17 protein-coding genes are annotated in these 19522 nt (G+C 65.8%); 7 read left to right on the top strand and 10 right to left on the bottom strand.

The annotated features are described in order from the left end of the window. Positions 1–3: 3 nt before the first annotated feature. Positions 4–933, bottom strand: a complete 930-nt coding sequence (locus ABZ293_RS04805; protein ID WP_355177845.1) for a TIM barrel protein — start codon at positions 931–933, stop codon at positions 4–6. A gap of 288 nt (positions 934–1221) precedes the next feature. Here ABZ293_RS04805 and ABZ293_RS04800 point away from each other — a divergent pair, with 288 nt between their 5' ends. Next, a complete protein-coding gene (locus tag ABZ293_RS04800; RefSeq protein WP_355177348.1) occupies positions 1222–2226 on the top strand; it encodes a LacI family DNA-binding transcriptional regulator in 1005 nt (334 codons plus the stop codon). Between the two features lie 66 nt (positions 2227–2292). Next, a complete protein-coding gene (locus ABZ293_RS04795) occupies positions 2293–3312 on the top strand; it encodes a Gfo/Idh/MocA family oxidoreductase (RefSeq protein WP_355177347.1) in 1020 nt (339 codons plus the stop codon). A 185-nt stretch (positions 3313–3497) separates the two neighbouring features. Here the strand turns inward: ABZ293_RS04795 and ABZ293_RS04790 are convergent, their stop codons facing one another. After that, a complete protein-coding gene (locus tag ABZ293_RS04790) occupies positions 3498–3974 on the bottom strand; it encodes a nitroreductase/quinone reductase family protein (protein WP_355177346.1) in 477 nt (158 codons plus the stop codon). A 100-nt stretch (positions 3975–4074) separates the two neighbouring features. Between ABZ293_RS04790 and ABZ293_RS04785 the strand changes: the two genes are divergently transcribed. Continuing rightward, entirely contained in the window at positions 4075–4704 is a 630-nt protein-coding gene (locus ABZ293_RS04785) for a TetR/AcrR family transcriptional regulator (RefSeq protein WP_355177345.1), read from the top strand. Between the two features lie 161 nt (positions 4705–4865). Here the strand turns inward: ABZ293_RS04785 and ABZ293_RS04780 are convergent, their stop codons facing one another. Next, entirely contained in the window at positions 4866–6254 is a 1389-nt protein-coding gene (locus ABZ293_RS04780) for a VWA domain-containing protein (protein ID WP_355177344.1), read from the bottom strand. Further along, positions 6251–7141 (bottom strand): MoxR family ATPase, encoded by an 891-nt coding sequence (locus tag ABZ293_RS04775; RefSeq protein ID WP_355177343.1) that lies wholly within the window; start codon positions 7139–7141, stop codon positions 6251–6253. The genes ABZ293_RS04780 and ABZ293_RS04775 overlap by 4 nt, the downstream gene beginning before the upstream one ends. 263 nt (positions 7142–7404) lie before the next feature. Here ABZ293_RS04775 and ABZ293_RS04770 point away from each other — a divergent pair, with 263 nt between their 5' ends. Then, entirely contained in the window at positions 7405–7713 is a 309-nt protein-coding gene (locus ABZ293_RS04770; RefSeq protein WP_354954331.1) for a hypothetical protein, read from the top strand. A 236-nt stretch (positions 7714–7949) separates the two neighbouring features. Next, positions 7950–8369, top strand: a complete 420-nt coding sequence (locus ABZ293_RS04765) for a hypothetical protein (RefSeq protein WP_355177342.1) — start codon at positions 7950–7952, stop codon at positions 8367–8369. A gap of 63 nt (positions 8370–8432) precedes the next feature. On the opposite strand, the gene ABZ293_RS04760 is transcribed toward ABZ293_RS04765, so the two are convergent. The 6 genes from ABZ293_RS04760 to ABZ293_RS04735 all read right to left on the bottom strand — a co-directional run bounded on the left by ABZ293_RS04760 (position 8433) and on the right by ABZ293_RS04735 (position 16333). After that, positions 8433–9479, bottom strand: coding sequence for a hotdog domain-containing protein (locus ABZ293_RS04760; RefSeq protein WP_355177341.1), 1047 nt, complete (start codon positions 9477–9479; stop codon positions 8433–8435). A gap of 105 nt (positions 9480–9584) precedes the next feature. Next, positions 9585–10745 carry an alkane 1-monooxygenase gene (locus ABZ293_RS04755; RefSeq protein ID WP_355177843.1) on the bottom strand — a complete coding sequence of 387 codons (1161 nt, stop codon included), beginning with the start codon at positions 10743–10745 and terminating at the stop codon, positions 9585–9587. Positions 10746–11030: 285 nt separating this feature from the next. Beyond that, entirely contained in the window at positions 11031–12335 is a 1305-nt protein-coding gene (locus ABZ293_RS04750) for a lipase family protein (protein ID WP_355177340.1), read from the bottom strand. Between the two features lie 320 nt (positions 12336–12655). Beyond that, on the bottom strand, positions 12656–13657 hold the full coding sequence (ilvC, locus tag ABZ293_RS04745) for a ketol-acid reductoisomerase (RefSeq protein WP_354954363.1): 1002 nt from the start codon (positions 13655–13657) through the stop codon (positions 12656–12658). A gap of 247 nt (positions 13658–13904) precedes the next feature. Continuing rightward, the gene (gene ilvN, locus ABZ293_RS04740) at positions 13905–14408 is read right to left on the bottom strand and encodes an acetolactate synthase small subunit (protein ID WP_040693551.1); all 504 of its coding nucleotides are present in this window, start codon (positions 14406–14408) and stop codon (positions 13905–13907) included. Continuing rightward, positions 14405–16333: an acetolactate synthase large subunit gene (locus ABZ293_RS04735; RefSeq protein ID WP_354954318.1), complete on the bottom strand. Its 1929-nt coding sequence runs from the start codon at positions 16331–16333 to the stop codon at positions 14405–14407. Before ABZ293_RS04735 ends, ilvN begins: the two co-directional genes overlap by 4 nt. A gap of 332 nt (positions 16334–16665) precedes the next feature. On the opposite strand from ABZ293_RS04735, the gene ABZ293_RS04730 reads away from it, so the two are divergent. Then, positions 16666–17313, top strand: coding sequence for a PH domain-containing protein (locus tag ABZ293_RS04730; RefSeq protein ID WP_355177339.1), 648 nt, complete (start codon positions 16666–16668; stop codon positions 17311–17313). A 336-nt stretch (positions 17314–17649) separates the two neighbouring features. Next, the gene (gene ilvD, locus ABZ293_RS04725) at positions 17650–19491 is read left to right on the top strand and encodes a dihydroxy-acid dehydratase (RefSeq protein WP_355177338.1); all 1842 of its coding nucleotides are present in this window, start codon (positions 17650–17652) and stop codon (positions 19489–19491) included. Positions 19492–19522 lie beyond the last annotated feature (31 nt).

Raw genomic sequence — 19522 nt, 5'->3', positions numbered from 1 at the left:
CATCTAGATTCGGGCGGAGTCGAGAGCGGAACCGATGCCCGCGAGGTGGATCAGACTGCGGGCGGCATCTCGGCTCGGCAGTTCCGCCGAATCCTCGGGGCGCAATGCCGTGTCCTGTTCGATGACATACCAGCCTCGGTATCCGGCGGCATGCACGCTGCGCACCAGGGCGTCGATATCGACATCGCCGTCGCCGAGCGGGACGTAGATGCCCTGGCGGACCGCGTCGCTGTATTCCATTGCGCCGCTGCGCACTCGGTCGGCGATCGCATTGCGCACATCCTTGAGGTGGATATGTCCGATGCGATCCGGATAGCGCTGCGCGAGGCGCACCGGATCGGTGCCACCGATGAGCAGGTGGCCGGTGTCCAGGCACAGGTCGAGATCGGAATCGGCGAGGAAGCGGTCGACTTCGGCTTCGTGCTCGACGTAGGTGCCGACATGTGGATGCAGCGTGGTGCGGAGTCCATATTCGGCGGCGACATCCCTTATGGCAGCGGCCGTTTCGATGAGGGTTCGCCACTCTTGGTCGGAAAGCGCTGGGCGCGTGTCATATCCGTCGAGACCGGTCGCGGCCGCGAGGACGACTACTTCCGCACCCGTCGCGGCGAACAGCGCGGCGTTCTCGCGGGCGGCCGCGATCGCCTGCTCCGGGTCGCGGTGCAGTGCGAGGGCGAGGAACCCACCGACCGAGCTGATTCCGAATCCGTCGAGCAGCGAACGCAATTCGAGGGGATCACGCGGTAGATAGCCGGGTGGGCCGAGTTCGGTGGCCGAAATGCCGAGCGCGACCATCTCGGTCAGCACGGTCCGTGCGTCGAGCACGTGACCCCAACCGGGGACTTCACAGACTCCCCAGGAAATTGGCGCGGCCGCGATGCGCAGCGGGTGGCGCGGTTCGGGCGCATCCGCCACCCGGCCACCGCCCGTCATCGAATCGCTATGCGATGCAGTACTCATCGGGACTCTCCGACCTTCAGCGTCGATCATGCGCTCCGAACTATTGGAGCGCTCCAACTATGTAACGTGGGTCATAGTGTGTCAAGTACTGCATTGTCAGCTCTCATATCGCTGCTACCAGCGAAAATCCTGGCGTCCAGCAGAAATGCAGCGAGTTGGCGATGGGAAGAATGCCGGATTAGAGCGCTCTATTGCCTAGCGGGCGTCAACCTTGTAACGTCCGACACTGCATGAGCACGGCGATTACGGAACGGAGGCGAAATGGCTCGACCGACCATGGAGGACGTCGCCGCCCGCGCCGGTGTGTCCCGCGCGCTGGTATCCCTCGTCATGCGCAACTCCCCCAAGGTCAGCGAGCACCGCCGTCGCGCGGTGCTAGCTGCCGCGAAAGACCTCGGCTACCAACCGCACATCATGGCGCGATCGCTGGCCAGCCGGACCTCCAATATCGTCGGCGTCATGGTCTCCGACCTGCGCAATGCGTTCTTCGCCGATGTGGTGGAGGGGATGGACGCGGCCGCACAGGAGGCGGGCCTGGAACTGATCCTCAATACCGGGCGCCGCAGCGCCGCCCGCGAACGCACCGCACTGGAGAGCCTGCTGTCCTTCCGACCCGGCGGCGTCATCCTGCTCTCCCCCGTACTGCCCATTGCGGCCGTCCGCGAAGCCGCCGAAAAGTGTCCGGTCGTGCTCATCTCACGCAGTTCCGCCATTGCCGATGTCGACACCGTCAATGACAATGGCGAGATCGGTGCCGCGCTGGCCGTGGATCATCTGGTCTCGCTCGGCCACCGTCGAATCGTGCATCTCGACGGCGGCGGCGCCTTCACCTCGGCCGCGCGCCGTCGCGGGTACCGCGACGCCATGGCGCGAAATGGGTTGGAGCCCATGATCATCGCGAGCGAGCACACCGATTCCGCGGGTATCGCCGCGATCCAGAAACTGCTGAACCTGTTCTCTCGCGACAACTTTCCCACCGCGCTGGTGTGCGGTAACGACTTCAACGCCGTCGGCGCGATGTCGGCGCTGGAAGAGGCCGGACTTTCCGTGCCGCACGATGTTTCGATCGTCGGCTATGACAACACGTCACTGGCCGCGCTGCGACACGTCTCCCTGACCACCATCGATCAGCCCCGAAACCAGATGGGTCGCTTGGCAATCGAGGCGCTCATCGAACGCCTGCGCGACGGCCGCACCGAACCGGTGCGCCGCCGCCTGCAACCGTCACTGGTCGTCCGTGCGACGACTGCCGCTCCCCGGGACTGACCCGGGTCCGACTGTCGCCCCCGGTATCAACAACCGCCATTTCGTATTTCATTAGGAGGAGAGCCGATGACATCCGCGCACACCGTCACTATTGGCCTGGCAGGCACCGGAAGAATCGGCACCTCCCACGCCGAGACGCTCAAACACCTGCCCGGTGTCGACACCGTCATCGTCGCCGATGCCGACGCCGAGCGCGCCCGCGCCGCCGCCGGAAAGCTCGGTGTCGAAGTTGTCGCCGATATCGACGCCCTATTCGCCTCGCCCCTGGACGGCCTGGTCATCGCGACGGCCACCGATTCCCATCCCGAACTGATCACCCGAGCCGTGGACGCGGGCATCCCCGTCTTCTGCGAAAAGCCGGTGGCCGCCGACATCCGAGGCACCCTCGAGGTCATCACCCACATCGAAAACTCCACCGTCCCGGTCCAGATCGGCTTCCAACGCCGCTTCGACGCGGGCTACCGCGCCGCCCGTGCCGCCATCGCCTCCGGCGCACTCGGCTGGCTGCACACCCTGCGCGCCACCACCCTCGACCCCGCACCCCCACCCGCCGAATACATCCCCCGCTCCGGCGGTCTGTTCCGCGACTGCGGCGTCCACGATTTCGACATCATCCGCTGGGTCACCGGCCGCGAGGTAGTCGAGGTCTACGCCACCGGCGCCAACCGAGGCGAAACCTTCTTCGCCGACGCAGGCGACGTGGACACCGCCGCGGTACTCCTGCGCCTGGACGACGGCACCCTCGCCACCGTCTCCCTCAGCCGCTACAACGGCGCAGGCTACGACGTCCGCCTCGAAGCCCTCGGCTCCCGCGGCAACGCCATCGTCGGCCTCGACGACCGCGCCCCCTTGACCTCCGTCGAACCCGACTACACCCCCTCCACCTTCCCCGCCTACCCCGGCTTCATGGAACGCTTCCGCCGCGCCTATACCGACGAACTGGCCGCATTCCTCTCCGTGATCAAGGGCGACCTCGAAAACCCCTGCACCCCCGCCGATGCCTTGGCCGCGTTCTACATCGCCGAGGCGTGCGAACTCTCCCGCCGAGAGGGCCGCTCCGTCGCGGTGTCCGAAGTCCGGCACTGATCCGGACCCTCGTCACCGGCCGACTGTGTCACGGCTCGTGCCGCAGTCGGTCACGACAGCCTCGAATCTCGGCGATGACGCGCCGCCGCGATGATCCACCGCGTGAGCGGCAAGGTCATCGCGGCCGTCGCGGAGACGATGGATGCGGATCAGCTGGCCGAGCAGCTGTGGGGCTACAGCGAAGATCATGACCGGGCCGGCAGGGGGCGGAGGCGTACTACGGCGGTGCCGTGGGCCAGGGCCGTGCGGAGGGCGGGAAGGTTGGTGGTGCCGTCGGGGTCGAGGTGGATTCTGGCGAAGCGACCGTGGGTCGGGTTTTGGGTGAGGATTTCGCGGTAGAGGGTGGCGGCGCGGGGCTCGTCGGTGATGACCTCGTGGTCGGCTTGGATGTCGGCGCCGCGGAAGCGGATCCGGACCGGGGTGCCCGGAATGAGGTTGCGGCGCCAGCTGGCGGCGGTGCCGATCAGAAGGTGGCCGTCGTATTCGGCATAGCCGACGGGGTTGGCGTATTCGCGGCCGGTTTTGCGGCCGGAGACGGTGATGATGAGGAGTTTCTTGCTCAGTAGCGGGTGCAAGGGGGATCGGAGGATGGCGCGGACGACGGCGTCGCCGATGCGCTGGGTGCGAGATTGGGTGGTAGGGGCCTTGGTCGAGGGGGACATGGTGCCTCCGCTGGTCAGTTAATTACTGAGTGGATACTCGAAAAATACGACTGTGTGGGGCATACTGCAAGGGTTGATTCGGCGTGGAGAGGAGATTGGGGTGGCGGCGTCCGCGGATGGTGCGCGGCCGACTCGCGCGCAACGGGGGCGGCCCTCGACGGGGGTGCGGGAGTTAGTTGTGGTGGCGGCGCAGGCGATATTGGTGGAGGCGGGGGTGGCTCGGCTGACCACGAAGGAAGTGGCGAAACGGGCGGGGGTGGCCGAGTCGAGCATCTTCTATCACTTCGGGGATCGAATGGGGTTGCTGCAGGCGGTGATCCAGCGGCATCTGCGGCCGGTCAAGGATGTACTCGGGGAGGTCGAGGAACGGCCCGGGTTGCGGGCGGATCTGGTGGCGCTCGTCGAAGCGTTGGAGGGGTTCTTTCTGGATGCCATTCCGGTAATGGCCGCGGTGCAATCGGATGCGGAGTTGCGCGCGAAGTATGCCGAGCGCAGTCGGGAGTTGGATATCGGGCCGCACCGCGCGGTCGACGCTGTCATTGCGCACCTGTCGATGCCGCGCGCGGACCAGCGCGTACCGGTCTCGGTGGATCTGCGAGCAGTCGCTCTGCTCCTGGTCGGCGCGGCGCATCAACGCGCGCTGCAACGTCACCTGAGCCCACCCGACGTGGTCACGGCGCTGCCGACAACCGAATCCATTGTGGACACGGTCATGCCTATCCTCGGCTGAGACCGCCGAGTGCCTGCGAGCGGTGAATCGACTCGCGGAAGTCGACCTGTCCGTCTCGCCCACACACCCTCGACCAGGAGACGCCAGAACTGACCCCGTCGCCCCTTCCGCTGACGGACACCGCAGACCTACTCGGCGACAGCCGAATGACGAAGAGAGCGTTATCGAGCAGGCAACAGCCGACCGATAACCTCAGCGAGCTGTTTCACATTGCGGCATTCGTGCATGGTGATGTGTTCGGCGAATACATGCGCGGCCGAATCACCGCTGGACCAGGAGCGGGCGGGTTCGGGATTGAGCCAGTAGGCGTGTTTCGCGCGGTCCGACATTGCTCGCAGCGCAGCGAGATTCGGATCGGTACGGTTGGTGCGGGCGTCGCCGAGAATGAGCAGCGAGCTGCGGGGCCCGAGGGCGTCGAGGTAGTTGTCGACGAAGCCTTGCAGCGCCTCACCGTAGTTGCTGCTGCCGAAGCGGGCGACTTTGGAATCGCGCACGATTCGGGCGGCGGTACCCGGGACGGGCCGCTCACCAGGAGTGAAGAAGCCAGTGATTTCGTCGCAGGTGTCGATGAAGCCGAAGCTGCGGACCCTGCTGAATTGGTCCTGCAGCGCCTGCACGAGTTGCAGGGTGAATTCCGCAAAACCCGTGACGGAGCCGGACAAGTCGGCCAGTACGACGAGGTCGGGGCGGCCGTGTTTGCGGGCCCGCAGCACCGGGTCGATCGGCACTCCCCCGGTTGCCATGGAGCGACGCAGGGTTCGGCGCATATCGATCTGGCCGCGGACCGCCTTGCGGCGGCGGGCGGCGAGGCGGGTGGCGAGTTTGCGAGCCAACGGGTTGACCAGGCGGCGCATTTCGGCGAGGTCTTGTTCGCGTGCGCCGAGGAAGTCGACCCGATCGGTGCTGGATTCGACGCCGCGACGGGCAATGTATTCGGTGCCGCGCAGTTGCGCGGAGCGCAGGCGCGCCTCGGTTTGGACGGCGGTGCGGAATTCGCGCAGGCGGCGGTCGGCTTCGATGGTACGCACGGTGGTGTCGAGGTCACCTCCCATGCCTGCGACGATGCGTTCGACAAGTTCTTCCGGCCGTAGGGATTTCATGGTCAGATAGGAGGACCAGCCAGCACCCGATGCGGTGCTGACCGGGCTCGAGGTCATACCGGTGCCGACTCCGCCGTATCCGCCCAGCTCGGTGAGCGCCTGCCGAGCGAGTTCGGTTACCGCATCGCGGTCGTCCCGGGCGAGGGCGTCCACCAAGCGGTCGCGCAGTGCGTCGACGGACTCCGCGGTCGACGGCGTTGCCGACCGCGGAGTTTCGGCGGTCAGGAAGTAGAGATCGAAGAGCTGGTCGAAAACGGCGCGCTGGCCGTTGCGGCGCAGCAGACATGCGGCCATGCCGGAACGCAGGCGGTTGCGGTCGGAGAGACCGAGCGCCAGCATTGCCCCGGCGGCGTCGATGGTTTCACTCGGCCCCGCGGAGATTCCGTGGTCACGCAACAGTCCGACGAATTCGACGAGACGATCGGTCAGCGTATCGCTGGGAGTGGTCACGATGGTCTGCGATCGTGTGGCTCAACAGCGGGCAGTTCCAGGCGATCGATGGCGATGCGGTGGTCGGCTTGGTATTTGAGCAGTACGCCGAGGGTGGAGCGCACGATAGTGCCGGTCAGGTTCCGGGTACCGAGGGCGACCAGAGTGCGCGCCCAGTCCACGGTTTCGGCGATCGACGGAGGCTTGCGCAGCGACAGTTCGCGAAGGGCGCCGACCGTTCGGACCACCGGCTCCCCCAGCGCATCATCCAACTCGGGCACCTTCAGGCGGACGATGGCGCGTTCCAATTCGGCTGTCGGGTAGTCGATGTGGAGGTAGAGGCAGCGGCGTTTCAGCGCCTCGGACAGGTCGCGGTTGGCATTGGAGGTGACGAGGACGATGGGCCTGCGGACCGCGGTGACGGTACCGAGTTCGGGGATGCTGACCTGGTAGTCGCCGAGGACCTCCAGGAGCAGTCCTTCGAGTTCGACATCGGCCTTGTCGAGTTCGTCGATGAGCAGCACGGTCGGATGCGGGTTTCGAATCGCGGCCAGCAGCGGACGCTGCAACAGGAATTCCTCGGTGAAGACATGGTCGCGGGTGCTGTCCCAGCCTTCGTTATCGGTGGCGGTGATGCGCAGCAGCTGCTTGGCGTGATTCCACTCGTAGAGCGCGCGGGCCTCATCGATGCCCTCGTAGCACTGCAGGCGCACGAGCTCGGAGCTGGTGGCGGTGGCGATCGCGTTGGCCAGCTCGGTCTTGCCGACACCCGCCGGGCCCTCGATCAGCAGGGGCTTGCCCAGGTGCCCGGCGAGGAACACCGCGGTGGCGATGTCGGTGGACGGCAGGTATCCGGCGTCGGTGAGCCGCCGCGTCACCTCGTCGACCGAACCAAAGAACTTACTCATCAGTAACTAGTCTACGGCCTGTATCCACCGAAGATCGGTCGGGGGCGGCGGCGTCAGTGGGGCTGGACAGACCCTGAGCCCAAATCAGCACCCGCTAGGGGAATCGTCATACCAAAGGCTGATTCTTCCCTCGAATCCCGCTTCACCTCTGGCTTTTCGGACAAAAGCGGCACAGGGTGTACGTGCGGTCGATGCGCAAATGCGAGCAGACCCTCGTCGGGGATGGCGAACGCAACGTTCGCCGCAGATAGAAAGGATTCACAGTGTTTTCCAGAACGACGTCCGTTCCAGGCCGGGCCGTGGTGGCCAGAGTAGCCATCGCCGGTGCACTCGCCGCAGTTCCGTTGACCGCGCTGGCGATTCCCGCGTCCGCGGACCCGACCGCCACCGAACCCGGCGTGACCGAGGTGCGGCACCCACACAACGATTGGGATTGCGACCGCCCCGGCTTCTTCGACGACTGGGACCACCACCCCGGCCGGTGGGATGACTGCGACTTCCCCGGCCGCTGGAATGATCCCTGGCGATTCCCCCGCCACCTCTTCCCGCGCGGCGCGTTCGGCAGCAGCTGATCCCGAGCAATTACGGCCCGGCACCGAGCAGGTGCCGGGCCGATCTGCGTTCGGCCCCGCGCGCTGCGTCGAAGTAACCGGCCCGCACCGAGCACCCCGTCGCCGACCGACTCCGGGTTGATACCTCCGGGAACACCCCCACCCCAGTCGGACCCCGTCTCATACTTCCGACTGAAAAAACCCTGAATCGGCCTGCGACAGAAGACTTTTCGACGACAACACGCCAGAGTGGGAGCATGACAACGACGCCTCGCCGAATGCTGGCCCAGGTGGCCGCGGCCGCCGCCATCGCCGTAGTTCCCTTGACCGCCTTGGCAATTCCGGCCTCGGCCGCACCAGCGACCGGCTCCGCCGGATCCGGCGCGGGCTGCGAGACGGCCGAGAATCGAGACGCGTGCGAACAGGCATGGCGGGACGAGCAGGCGCGGCGCAAGCGGGAGGACGATAACTGGGCGAACAGCCTGAACAATCCGGCCAACCCCATGAGCCCGCTCAACCCCAATAACCCGGCCAACCCGCAATATCAGTGGGAGCACAGCCTGAACAATCCGGCCAACCCGATGAGCCCCTTGAACCCCAATAACCCCAATAACCCGAACAACCCGAGCACCCCAAGTAGCCCGAGCACCCCGAGTAGCCCTACCTCTAGCCACTGACCACGCACCGAGGACACTGGTGGCCCGCCTCGCCCCGGAGCGGGCCCGAATTCCCGCCGCGATTTACGGCATAGGCGCGCGGAAGTGACTGGGTTCGGCGTCGGCGGGCACGGCGCTGGCCGCGGTGAACGGCTCCACCTCGGCCCGCAACTCGACGAGGTGTCGAGCGTGCGCCGCTAGCGCACGGTCCTCGTCGGAAACCGGAACCCACTGCCGGACGGGCAGCGCCTTTCCACTGCCGTCCACCGCGACGACGACGGCGAGCCCGTGCGCCGCAAGAGCCGGTTCGTCGGAGTGGGTATCCGTGGCGGTCACGTGCACGCTGACGTGCATACTGCGCGGACCGGTATAGATCAGCCGAGCACCGACCTCGACGATATGACCGATGACAATGGGCCGGTAGAACCGGATCCCGCCGAAGTAGGACGTAATGACATGCTGTCCAACCCAATCGGCGCCGCAGATATAGGCCGCCTCATCGATCCACTGCATGGTGCGACCGCCGTGCACCTTGCCGCCCCAGTTGATATCCGACGGCGCCGCCAGGAATCGCAGCGTGCCGGTGGGTGCGGTGCCCGCCGATGTGTACTGCTGGGCAGCCATCGCCTCTTCGATCCGCTTGCGCACCGAAATCCGCGCCCGCGCCTGCCGGTGCCGCTGTAACTCGAGAATCGTGGTCGGATTCCACTGCGGCACTTCCACGGTCCGCCGATTGTCGTCGACCGCGACGAAAATCGTCAGACATTGCGCCGTCTGCACCGGCTTGCGTCGCGTGGGATCGGTCGAATAGACGCTGACCAGGATATGCATGCTGGTGCGTCCCGTATGCACGAGATTCGCATGCAATTCGACCAGCTCACCGACCGCGATCGGCCGGTCGAGATGAATATTTCCGACATAGGCGGTGACGCAGTAACAACCACTCCACTGGGCCGCCGCCGCATAGGCGACCTTATCGATCCATTCGAGTAGCTTTCCGCCGTCGACCGAGCCCGCGATGCCCGCATCGGCCGGTTTGACGAGGAAGCGGTGGATGGCCTCGGCACGTCGACCGGCCGATGCCGAACTCGGTGCGGAGGCGGGGACAAGTGTGGTGGATGAGGTGCTCACGACTCGCGATCTGTTCGGCAGACAAAGGCTTCGACTCCGTTGTCCCCGAAGACGATAGGCAACCGCGCCGCTACGGGCGAGTAGCGAGCTCCGCTGATCCGAGAGTCAGTGGACGTATTTGGCGGAGCGAGGGGATTCGTTGCGACGTTTGGTTCGCCGCTTGGTGTTGACGAGGTTGATATCGCCGCCGTAGTGGGCCAGGACACGATGGTCCATGACCGCGCGCCAGATCGCGGGAACAGCAGCCAGCAGGATCATGCTGGCGTAGCCCGCGGGTAGCTGTGGCGCCTGCTCCGAACTGCGCAGGGTCTGGTAGCGGCGGCCGGGATTCGCGTGGTGGTCGCTGTGGCGCTGCAGATGGAACAGGAATAGGTTCGTGACCAGACGGTCACTGTTCCAGCTGTCACGTGGGGAGCAACGCACATATTTGCCATTGCGACCGCGCTGGCGAAGCAGTCCGTAGTGCTCGACGTAGTTCACCGTCTCGAGCAGCCCCGCGCCGATCAGCGCCTGCAGTGCCAGAAATGGGATCACCACCGGCCCAAAGATGACGATCAGCGTGCCGAACAGCACGACACTCATCGACCAGGCCTGCAACAGATTATTGTCCCGGCAGAACCAGCGCTTTCCCTTGCGGGACAGGCGTTCACGCTCCAAGGCGAGGGCTGAGCGGAAGCCGCCGATCATACTGCGCGGCAGGAACTCCCACAGTGATTCGCCGAATCGGGCACTGGCCGGATCTTCCGGCGTAGCGACGCGCACGTGATGGCCGCGATTGTGCTCGACGAAGAAGTGCCCGTACCCCGATTGCGCCAGTGCGATTTTCGCCAGCCAGCGTTCGAGGTGCTCGACCCGATGGCCGAGTTCGTGGGCGGCATTGATTCCGATGCCCGACACGAACCCGAGCGTCACGGCCAAACCGAGCTTATCGGATATGCTCAGTGCGTCTCTGGACCAGAGAAATCCCGCGATGAGCAGGCCGATGAACTGTAGCGGCAGGAAAAGGTAAGTGCACCACCGGTAGAAGCGATCGTTGGACAAGGCCTCGTAGTCCTCGTCGCGCGGATTGCTCCCGTCATTCCCTATTGTCCAGTCCAGCAGCGGGATCACCACGAGCACAATGATCGGACCGATCCACCAGAAAATCTCCAGGCCCGTACGGGCCACCAGTTGTGAAGGAAGTACCGAACAACTCGGAGCGATCAACCCCAGTATCCACAGATACCGCTTGGGGTCGCGCCTTTCAGTATTCTCGAAGATCGACATAAGCGCCTCGGGCATCCAACTGAACAACACCGACAGTGAGTGTGGCCGCCGAAATCCGTTGCGGTAGAACTGTCGCTCCAGAATAGCTGTGTCTGCGCCGCGCGCCAGCGATCTTTCGAAATCCGCATTCTGACCTGGCGGCCTTCCTCGGCCGAGGGGTGAATCTCGCCGCGCCCAGCGGTGCTGCGGCCGGACATCGAATCCGACACTCGATCTGCGTGCCCGACGGCGGGTTTCGGCCCTGGGACCGACCCGCCACCGGGCACTACGCACCGAACGCCAGCGCTACGGCAGCGCCGCGCAGTTGGACGGAGCGGGCATACCCGCGAGCCGATCGGTCAACCACTGCTGCGAGGCCACCATTGCCGGGAAGAAGGCGATCACGTGGGTACCCACGAGTCCGGATGCGGGGGGAATTTCGGCGTTCGCTTCCAACTGAACGGGCACTCCGCCGCCACACCAACCGGCGGCCACGTCGCGTACCGGCGCAAATGGCGCGCCCTGGTCGTTCATGGCCGAGGCGGCAAGTACCGGAACGGCCGGGGCGCGGGTGCCGATACGCTGCTCGGCGAATGCCGACTGCAACACCGGGGACCGATCGATAACGGCGGTGATCGGTTCACCGCTGGTGGTCCACTCGGACGTGCGCCCATGCTCCTGGGCAAGTCCGGCCGGGACGGCACATTTGCCCAGGGACTCCTGCAGGATCGCCTTGCCGAGGTCGTTGAGTTCGGCGTCGAGCACCGGACGAGTTTCCGGGTAGTCGGCGGCAATGCCATTGAGTATCCAGGCGATTGACGGTGCGAAATCGGCGCGGCCATCGTTGAATCCGATGAAGTATTCGTCGTCAACCACCGGCCCACCGACGTAGGCGCCGCGCACATTCAAATCGGGGGCGTAGCTCGATTGCAGTTCGGCCGCACCGGCGGAGGCCATACCGCCCTGCGAATACCCGTAGAGGATGACCGGTGTGCCGGGGTTGAGACCGGTGTCGGGCAACTGCAAGGCGGCGCGCGCGGAGTCCAGTACCGCATAGGCTTGCGACTTCCGGTTGAGATAGTCGTGCACGTCGGGCGTGCCGAGTCCGTGATAGTCGGTCACCACTATCGCGACACCGCGGTTGAGCAGCGAACGGATTGCCACCAGGTCGTATTCGAAGATTATGTCCAACGGAGGCTGGAACTCGGCGATAGTCGACATCAGCTTCGAGGGCGCGCATTGATCGCCCTGTCCCTTGGTACCGCCCGCGTACGCGATCAGCGGCCGCTCGCCCGGCCCGTTCCACGGCACGGTCGGCTGCAGATACGTGCCGACCACCGCCGTCGGCGCATCGTGGGTATCGCTGCTGACGTACATCATGCGCGTCGCCGCCGCGGGGACCACTCCTGGCTGTCCGGGCGCCGACATTGCCACCGTCGCCGGTTCGGCGCGAACAATAGTGCCCCGCCCGTCCGGGAGCGATGGCGGTGGAAGGTAGAAATCATCGGCCTCCGCGACCTGTTGCTCCCCCGCCGGTTGCGCCCATATATGAGGTGCGGCGATAGTCCCGCCTCCGACCACGATCAGGGTTCCCGTCAAAGCTACGGTCAATCCAAATATCCGGCTGCGCACGATGTCGGATCCTTCCTGCGAAATTGGGAGGTACCCATGGCGTCTAGAATCGGATAGAGAGGGTATCTCCAGCAGTAACGGTTTTCCGTGAATCCCGACGAGAATCGCCGATCCGTGACGGCCTCGAACCCACAAACACCGAGGTCCATTTCGGCGTGAAACTCCTCGACTACGAGTTCGGGTCGGAGCCGGTGCTCATGTTAGTAGCGACAATTGCGTGGCCACGGCATAAGCGATCACCGAAACAACAGTGGCCCACCCCGACGAATCGGGATGGGCCACTGTCGTGTTTTCGCGTATTACGCGGTTTCGGTGATCGGCCGGTCGACCCAGCTCATCAGGCCGCGCAGCTTGGCGCCGGTGACCTCGATCGGGTGCTCGGCATTGGCCTTGCGCAGGGCCTCGAGCTCCTTATTGCCGCCCTCGACATTCGCGACGAGCCGCTTGACGAAGCTGCCGTCCTGGATGTCGCGCAGGATGTCCTGCATGCGCTTCTTGGTGTCGGCATCGATAACCCGCGGACCCGACAGGTAGCCACCGAATTCGGCGGTGTCGGAGACCGAGTAGTTCATCCGGGCGATGCCGCCCTCGTACATCAGATCGACGATGAGCTTGAGCTCGTGCAGCACCTCGAAGTAGGCCATCTCCGGGGCGTAGCCCGCCTCGACCATGACCTCGAAACCGGTCTTGACCAGCTCTTCGGTACCACCACAGAGCACCGCCTGCTCACCGAACAGGTCGGTCTCGGTCTCTTCCTTGAAGGTGGTCTTGATGACACCCGCGCGGGTACCGCCGATGCCCTTGGCGTAGGACAGCGCCAGCGCCTGACCCTCACCCTTCGGGTCCTGCTCGACCGCGATCAGGGCCGGAACGCCCTTGCCATCGACGAACTGACGACGCACCAGGTGGCCGGGACCCTTCGGCGCGACCATGCCGATGGTCACGTTGGCCGGGGGCTTGATCAGGCCGAAATGGATGTTGAGGCCGTGGCCGAAGAACAGTGCGTCGCCGTCCTTCAGGTTGGGCTCGATGTCGTTGGTGAAGATCGACGCCTGAGCGGTGTCGGGGGCGAGCACCATGATCACGTCGGCCCACGCGGCGACCTCGGCCGGGGTGCCGACGGTCAGACCGGCCTCTTCGGCCTTCGGCCGCGACTTCGACCCCTCAGCGAGGCCGACGCGGACCTCAACACCGGAGTCGCGCAGGCTCAGCGAGTGCGCGTGCCCCTGGCTGCCGTAGCCGATGACAGCGACCTTGCGGCCCTGGATGATCGACAGGTCGGCGTCGTCGTCGTAGAACATCTCGACTGCCACTCTTGGTTCCCTTCGGATCGGATCATCCCCGCCGGAGCGGGGAACACCATGCTGACGCAGGTGATGAGTTTGCAAATTTCGGATCAAATCGGATCCCCCGCGTGCGCGGGGAGCGCGGCACACCGACCGTCGATCGCAGCAAGACTAGCTCGTCGCCACGATCAACCGATCAGGCACTAGCTGACCAGCCCGTTTCCGGGCTGGTCCAAAAGACACAGCGCCACCGCGGCGAGTGTCAGCGAGTCGCGGTGATCGATTTCGGACCGCGACCCACGGCGACCACACCGGACTGCACGATCTCCCGGATGCCGTACGGCTCGAGCATCCGAAGCAGCGCGTCGAGCTTGGACCGGGTTCCGGTCGCCTCGACGGTGAGCGCGTCCGGCGAGACATCGATCACCTTCGCCCGGAAGAGCGTAACCGCCTCGATGACCTGCGTCCGCACGCTGGCGTCCGCACGCACCTTCACCAGGATCAGTTCGCGGGCGACCGAGGTGTCGGCATCCTGCTCCACGATCTTGATGACATTGACCAGCTTGTTGAGCTGCTTGGTGACCTGCTCGAGCGGCAGGTCTTCGACGGTGACGACGATGGTCATGCGCGAGATCTCCGGGATCTCGGTGCCACCGACGGCCAGCGATTCGATATTGAAGCCACGGCGGGAGAACAGCGCCGCGACCCGGGCCAGCACGCCCGGCTTGTCCTCGACCAGGACGCTCAGGGTGTGAGTGGTACTCACTGATCGGTCCCCTTGTTCTTCTCATGCGACATCGCCTCGTGGATAACGGCGGGCTCGGCGGCCTGCTCGTCCTCATCGAAGAGCGGGCGGATGCCGCGCGCGGCCATGATCTCGTCATTGCTGGTGCCCGCGGCGACCATCGGCCACACCTGGGCGTCCTTGCCGACGATGAAGTCGATCACCACGGGACGGTCGTTGATGGACTGCGCCTCGCGGATGGCGGCCTCGACGTCCTCCTCGCGCTCGACCCGGATGCCGTGGCAGCCGAGGGCTTCGGCGAGTTTGACGAAATCGGGGATGCGCAGGGTATGCGTGCCGAGATCGGTGTTGGAGTAGCGCTCCTCGTAGAACAGGGTCTGCCACTGGCGGACCATGCCGAGGTTGCCGTTGTTGATCAGCGCGACCTTGATCGGCACGCCCTCGACGGCACAGGTGGCCAACTCCTGGTTGGTCATCTGGAAGCAGCCGTCACCGTCGACCGCCCACACCTCTTTATCGGGTGCGCCCATCTTGGCGCCCATGGCCGCCGGAACGGCGTAGCCCATGGTGCCGAGACCACCGGAATTCAGCCAGGTGCGCGGCTTTTCGTACTTGATGAACTGCGCGGCCCACATCTGGTGCTGGCCGACGCCGGCACAGTAGATGGCGTCGGGTCCGGCCAGCCGACCGAGCGCCTCGATGACGAACTCCGGCGACAGCGAACCGTCGCTGGGCGTCGTCCAGCCGAGCGGGTAGCCCTTGCGGATGCCGTCGAGGTACTGCCACCAATCGGTGAGATCCAGCTTCGGCGGGCCGGAGGGGTCGGCCTTGAGCGTCTCGATCAGTTCGACGATCACCTCGCGGCAGTCGCCGACGATCGGGACGTCCGCGTGGCGGTTCTTGCCGATCTCGGCCGGGTCGATATCGGCGTGGATCACCTTGGCGTCGGGTGCGAAGGAATCCAGCTGACCGGTGACGCGGTCGTCGAAGCGCGCGCCGAGGGTGATCAGCAGATCGGACCTCTGCAGTGCGGCGACCGCGCCGACGGTGCCGTGCATACCGGGCATGCCCATGTTGAGGTGGTGGCTGTCCGGGAACGCACCGCGCGCCATCAGGGTGGTGACCACCGGGATCCCGGTCAGCTCGGCCAGTTCCAGCAGCTGCGGTGACGCGTCGGCCTTGATCACGCCGCCACCGACGTAGAGCACCGGCTGCTTGGCCTCAGAGATCATCCGGGCGGCCTCGCGCACCTGCTTGCCGTGCGGCTTGGTCACCGGACGGTAGCCGGGCAGCCGCATCTCCGGCGGCCAGCTGAAGGTGGTCTGCGCCTGCAGCACATCCTTGGGGATGTCGACGAGCACCGCACCCGGGCGACCGGAGGCGGCAAGGTAGAAGGCCTCCGCGATGATGCGCGGGATATCGACACCCTCGGTGATGAGGAAGTTGTGCTTGGTGATCGGCATGGTGATGCCGGAGATATCGGCTTCCTGGAACGCGTCGGTGCCGATCAGCCCGCGTCCGACCTGGCCGGTGATGGCGACGATCGGGACCGAGTCCATCTGCGCGTCGGCGATCGGGGTGACCAGGTTCGTCGCGCCCGGACCCGAGGTGGCCATGCAGACGCCGACCTTGCCGGTGGCCTGCGCATAACCGGTCGCCGCGTGCCCCGCGCCCTGTTCGTGCCGGACGAGAACGTGACGGACCTTGGTGGAATCGAAGAGCGGGTCGTAGACCGGGAGAATCGCGCCGCCGGGAATGCCGAATACCGTGTCGACGCCGAGCTCCTCCAGGGAGCGGACGACGGACTGCGCGCCGGTGACCCGCTCGGGCGGGACCTGGCGGCGGTTCGCCGCGGTCGTCGGACTACCAGCGGCCACGGCCGGCTGATTCGCCGAAGGCGCTGGCCTGCGGGCCGAGGGCCCGGGCCGTGCGGTTGGTGCACTCACCGTCTTCGTTCCTAACTGTTCGTACTAGACCCCGGACAATTGTGCTTGCACGTGGTGCCTTGCGAAGCGGCCACGTGCCAGGACTTTTGTCCCGAACACAAAAAAGCCCCCGACAGCGCAGGGCTGTTCGAGGGTGGCGCGTCGCAACGCGAGCTGACGTATTCGACTCAGGTAGTCAGGCTCAACGCTGGACGCGCCGGCCGATTACGAGCAACTCGATTCGATTCACGCGCATGACGGTATGTGTGCGCGAGTCGATCAGTCAAACAGGTCTCATTATGTGAGACCGAGCGGGTGCTCGAGTCCGTTCACCATGATGCGAGGATGGTGGTGTGTCATCACCGCATCAGTCCGTGCCACCGGCTAAATCGTCCCATACGCCCGCGGCGGGATCGGAGACGGGTAGTTCGCCGGAACCGACCGAGCCGAAGCAGACGGCGCAGGTCATCCGCATTACGCAGATGGCCTATCTCGGTGTGGTCGTCTTGCTGTTCTGCGTATTCTTCGCCTTCGTCGGCTGGCCGGTCGGGCTGTGGTGGCTACTGCTGCTGCCGGTCGCGGCGGCGGTGTGGATCGCGCGCACGCGCACCACGGTGTCGGAAGACGGGTTGGATCTGCGCACTGTTTTCGGTTCGCGACACCTCGACTGGGCACAGGTCGCGGGCGTCAGCATTCCCAAGCGCGGGTTCGTGCGTGCCCATCTGACCGACGACAGGGATGTGAAACTCCCCGCGGTCAGCTATGACCGGCTGCGCGATCTGATCCGGGCGTCGAACGGCCGGATTCCGGATCTGTTCGCGGCGGAGGCCGCCGCGCGGGAGGCCGAGCGCGAGTCCGAGGCGAAGACGGCCGAGGAGTCTGCCGCCGATACCGAAGCACCTGCCCCCGACACCAAGGCACCTGCCGCCGACACCAAGGCACCTGCCGCCGAGGCCGAGGCACGCGACTCCCAGACCGAGGCACGCGACTCCGACTCGTAGCGATTCACCGGCAGCGGGAACAGCGACCGCCGCCGGTAGGCTCGCTGACGGATGCGCGGTCCGGTGACCGCGTCGGACGGACAATCCCCGCCCGCGCGCACCGGACCGATGGATACCGACGGTGCCGGAGCGGACACGGCCGATGACACCGTCCGCGCCGACGACACCCTCGCGGCGACACCATCCCGAACCACAGACCGATGGCGATCAGCGCCGTCGACCGCCACGAAAGGCCCGCCCGCGCGCGGGAGTAACGTGGTCGGTCGTTGAATTTGCTCATTGAGCGAACTCCGCGCAGTCGCACATCAGCCCCCGCGACCTCCCGAGGATCGATACATGCCACCGCTTCGTTCACGCACAACCACCATCGGCCGCAATGCCGCAGGCGCGCGCGCACTCTGGCGCGCCACCGGTATGACCGACACCGACTTCGGCAAGCCGATCGTCGCCATCGCGAACTCCTACACCCAGTTCGTACCGGGCCACGTGCATTTGAAGAATGTCGGTGAGATCGTCGCCGACGCGGTGCGCGCCGCGGGCGGTGTGCCACGGGAGTTCCACACCATCGCGGTCGACGACGGCATCGCGATGGGCCACGGCGGCATGCTCTATTCGCTGCCCTCGCGCGAGATCATCGCCGATTCGGTCGAATACATGGCCAATGCGCACACCGCCGACGCGCTGGTGTGCATTTCCAACTGCGACAAGATCACGCCGGGCATGCTCAATGCCGCCATGCGCCTGAACATTCCGGCCGTCTTCGTCTCAGGTGGGCCGATGGAGGCCGGTAAGGCCGTGGTCGTCGGCGGTGTCGCGCAGGCGCCGACCGATCTGATCACCGCGATCGCGGCCAGCGCCAATATGAATGTCAGCGAGGAAGGACTCAGCGAGGTCGAGCGCAGCGCCTGCCCGACCTGTGGTTCCTGCTCAGGCATGTTCACCGCGAATTCGATGAACTGCCTCACCGAGGCGCTCGGACTCGCACTGCCCGGCAACGGGTCGACGCTGGCCACCCATGCGGCCCGCCACGCGCTGTTCGAGAGGGCCGGCACGGTGATCGTCGATATCGCCAATCGCTGGTACCGCGAGGACGACGCATCGGTGCTGCCCCGGAATGTGGCCAATGCCAAGGCCTTCCGCAATGCGATGGCCCTGGACGTGGCGATGGGTGGTTCCACCAATACCGTGCTGCACACCCTGGCCGCCGCGCAGGAGGGTGAGATCGACTTCGATCTGCAGACCATCGACGAGATCAGCCGCCAGGTGCCGTGCCTGTCCAAGGTGTCGCCCAATTCCGACTACCACATGGAAGATGTGCACCGCGCCGGCGGCATTCCGGCCATCCTCGGCGAGCTGCGCCGCGCCGGTCTGCTGGAGACCGACGTGACCACGGTGCACACCGCCAGCCTCGACGAATGGCTCGACACCTGGGATATTCGCTCCGGCAAGGCATCCGAGGAAGCCATCGAACTGTTCCACGCCGCACCCGGCGGCGTGCGCACCACCGAGCCGTTCTCCACGAACAACCGCTGGTCGTCGCTGGACACCGACGCCGAGGGCGGCTGCATCCGCGATAAGGCGCATGCCTACACCGTCGAGGGTGGTCTGGTTGTCTTGCGCGGCAATATCGCCCCCAATGGCGCGATCCTCAAGACCGCGGGCATCGACGAGGAACTGTTCTCCTTCCAGGGCCCGGCCGTGGTGGTCGAATCCCAGGAGGCCGCGGTCTCGGCGATCCTCGGCAAGCAGATCAAGCCGGGCGATGTGATCGTGGTCCGCTACGAGGGTCCCAAGGGTGGGCCCGGTATGCAGGAGATGTTGCACCCCACCGCATTCCTCAAGGGCGCGGGCCTCGGCAAGGAGTGCGCGCTGATTACCGACGGCCGGTTCTCCGGCGGCACCTCCGGCCTGTCTATCGGCCACATGTCCCCCGAGGCCGCCGCGGGTGGCGCGGTCGGCCTGATCGAGGACGGCGATCAGATCCGCATCGACGTCAAGACCCGCACCCTCGAGGTACTGGTGGACGAGGCGACCCTGGCCGAGCGCCGCGCGAAAATGGATGCCTCCGAACGCCCTTGGCAGCCGGTCGACCGTATCCGCCCGGTCACCACCGCCCTTCGTGCCTACGCAGCCCTGGCCACCTCGGCCGACAAGGGCGCGGTTCGCCAGGTGCCCTGATCCAGATCCGACGGACAAGCGGCGTCTCACC

The sequence above is a fragment of the Nocardia sp. NPDC005998 genome (assembly GCF_040614395.1).
GTDB lineage: Bacteria > Actinomycetota > Actinomycetes > Mycobacteriales > Mycobacteriaceae > Nocardia.
This window is presented reverse-complemented; position numbering and strand designations above follow the sequence as displayed.

What these genes read in the sequence shown, in the direction of transcription:
- ABZ293_RS04805 (WP_355177845.1), bottom strand. Translation starts at nt 933, where the DNA reads ATGACGGGCGGTGGCCGGGTGGCGGATGCGCCCGAACCGCGCCACCCG.
- ABZ293_RS04800 (WP_355177348.1), top strand. Translation starts at nt 1,222, where the DNA reads ATGGCTCGACCGACCATGGAGGACGTCGCCGCCCGCGCCGGTGTGTCC.
- ABZ293_RS04795 (WP_355177347.1), top strand. Translation starts at nt 2,293, where the DNA reads ATGACATCCGCGCACACCGTCACTATTGGCCTGGCAGGCACCGGAAGA.
- ABZ293_RS04790 (WP_355177346.1), bottom strand. Translation starts at nt 3,974, where the DNA reads ATGTCCCCCTCGACCAAGGCCCCTACCACCCAATCTCGCACCCAGCGC.
- ABZ293_RS04775 (WP_355177343.1), bottom strand. Translation starts at nt 7,141, where the DNA reads ATGAGTAAGTTCTTTGGTTCGGTCGACGAGGTGACGCGGCGGCTCACC.
- ABZ293_RS04765 (WP_355177342.1), top strand. Translation starts at nt 7,950, where the DNA reads ATGACAACGACGCCTCGCCGAATGCTGGCCCAGGTGGCCGCGGCCGCC.
- ABZ293_RS04755 (WP_355177843.1), bottom strand. Translation starts at nt 10,745, where the DNA reads ATGTCGATCTTCGAGAATACTGAAAGGCGCGACCCCAAGCGGTATCTG.
- ilvC (WP_354954363.1), bottom strand. Translation starts at nt 13,657, where the DNA reads ATGTTCTACGACGACGACGCCGACCTGTCGATCATCCAGGGCCGCAAG.
- ilvD (WP_355177338.1), top strand. Translation starts at nt 17,650, where the DNA reads ATGCCACCGCTTCGTTCACGCACAACCACCATCGGCCGCAATGCCGCA.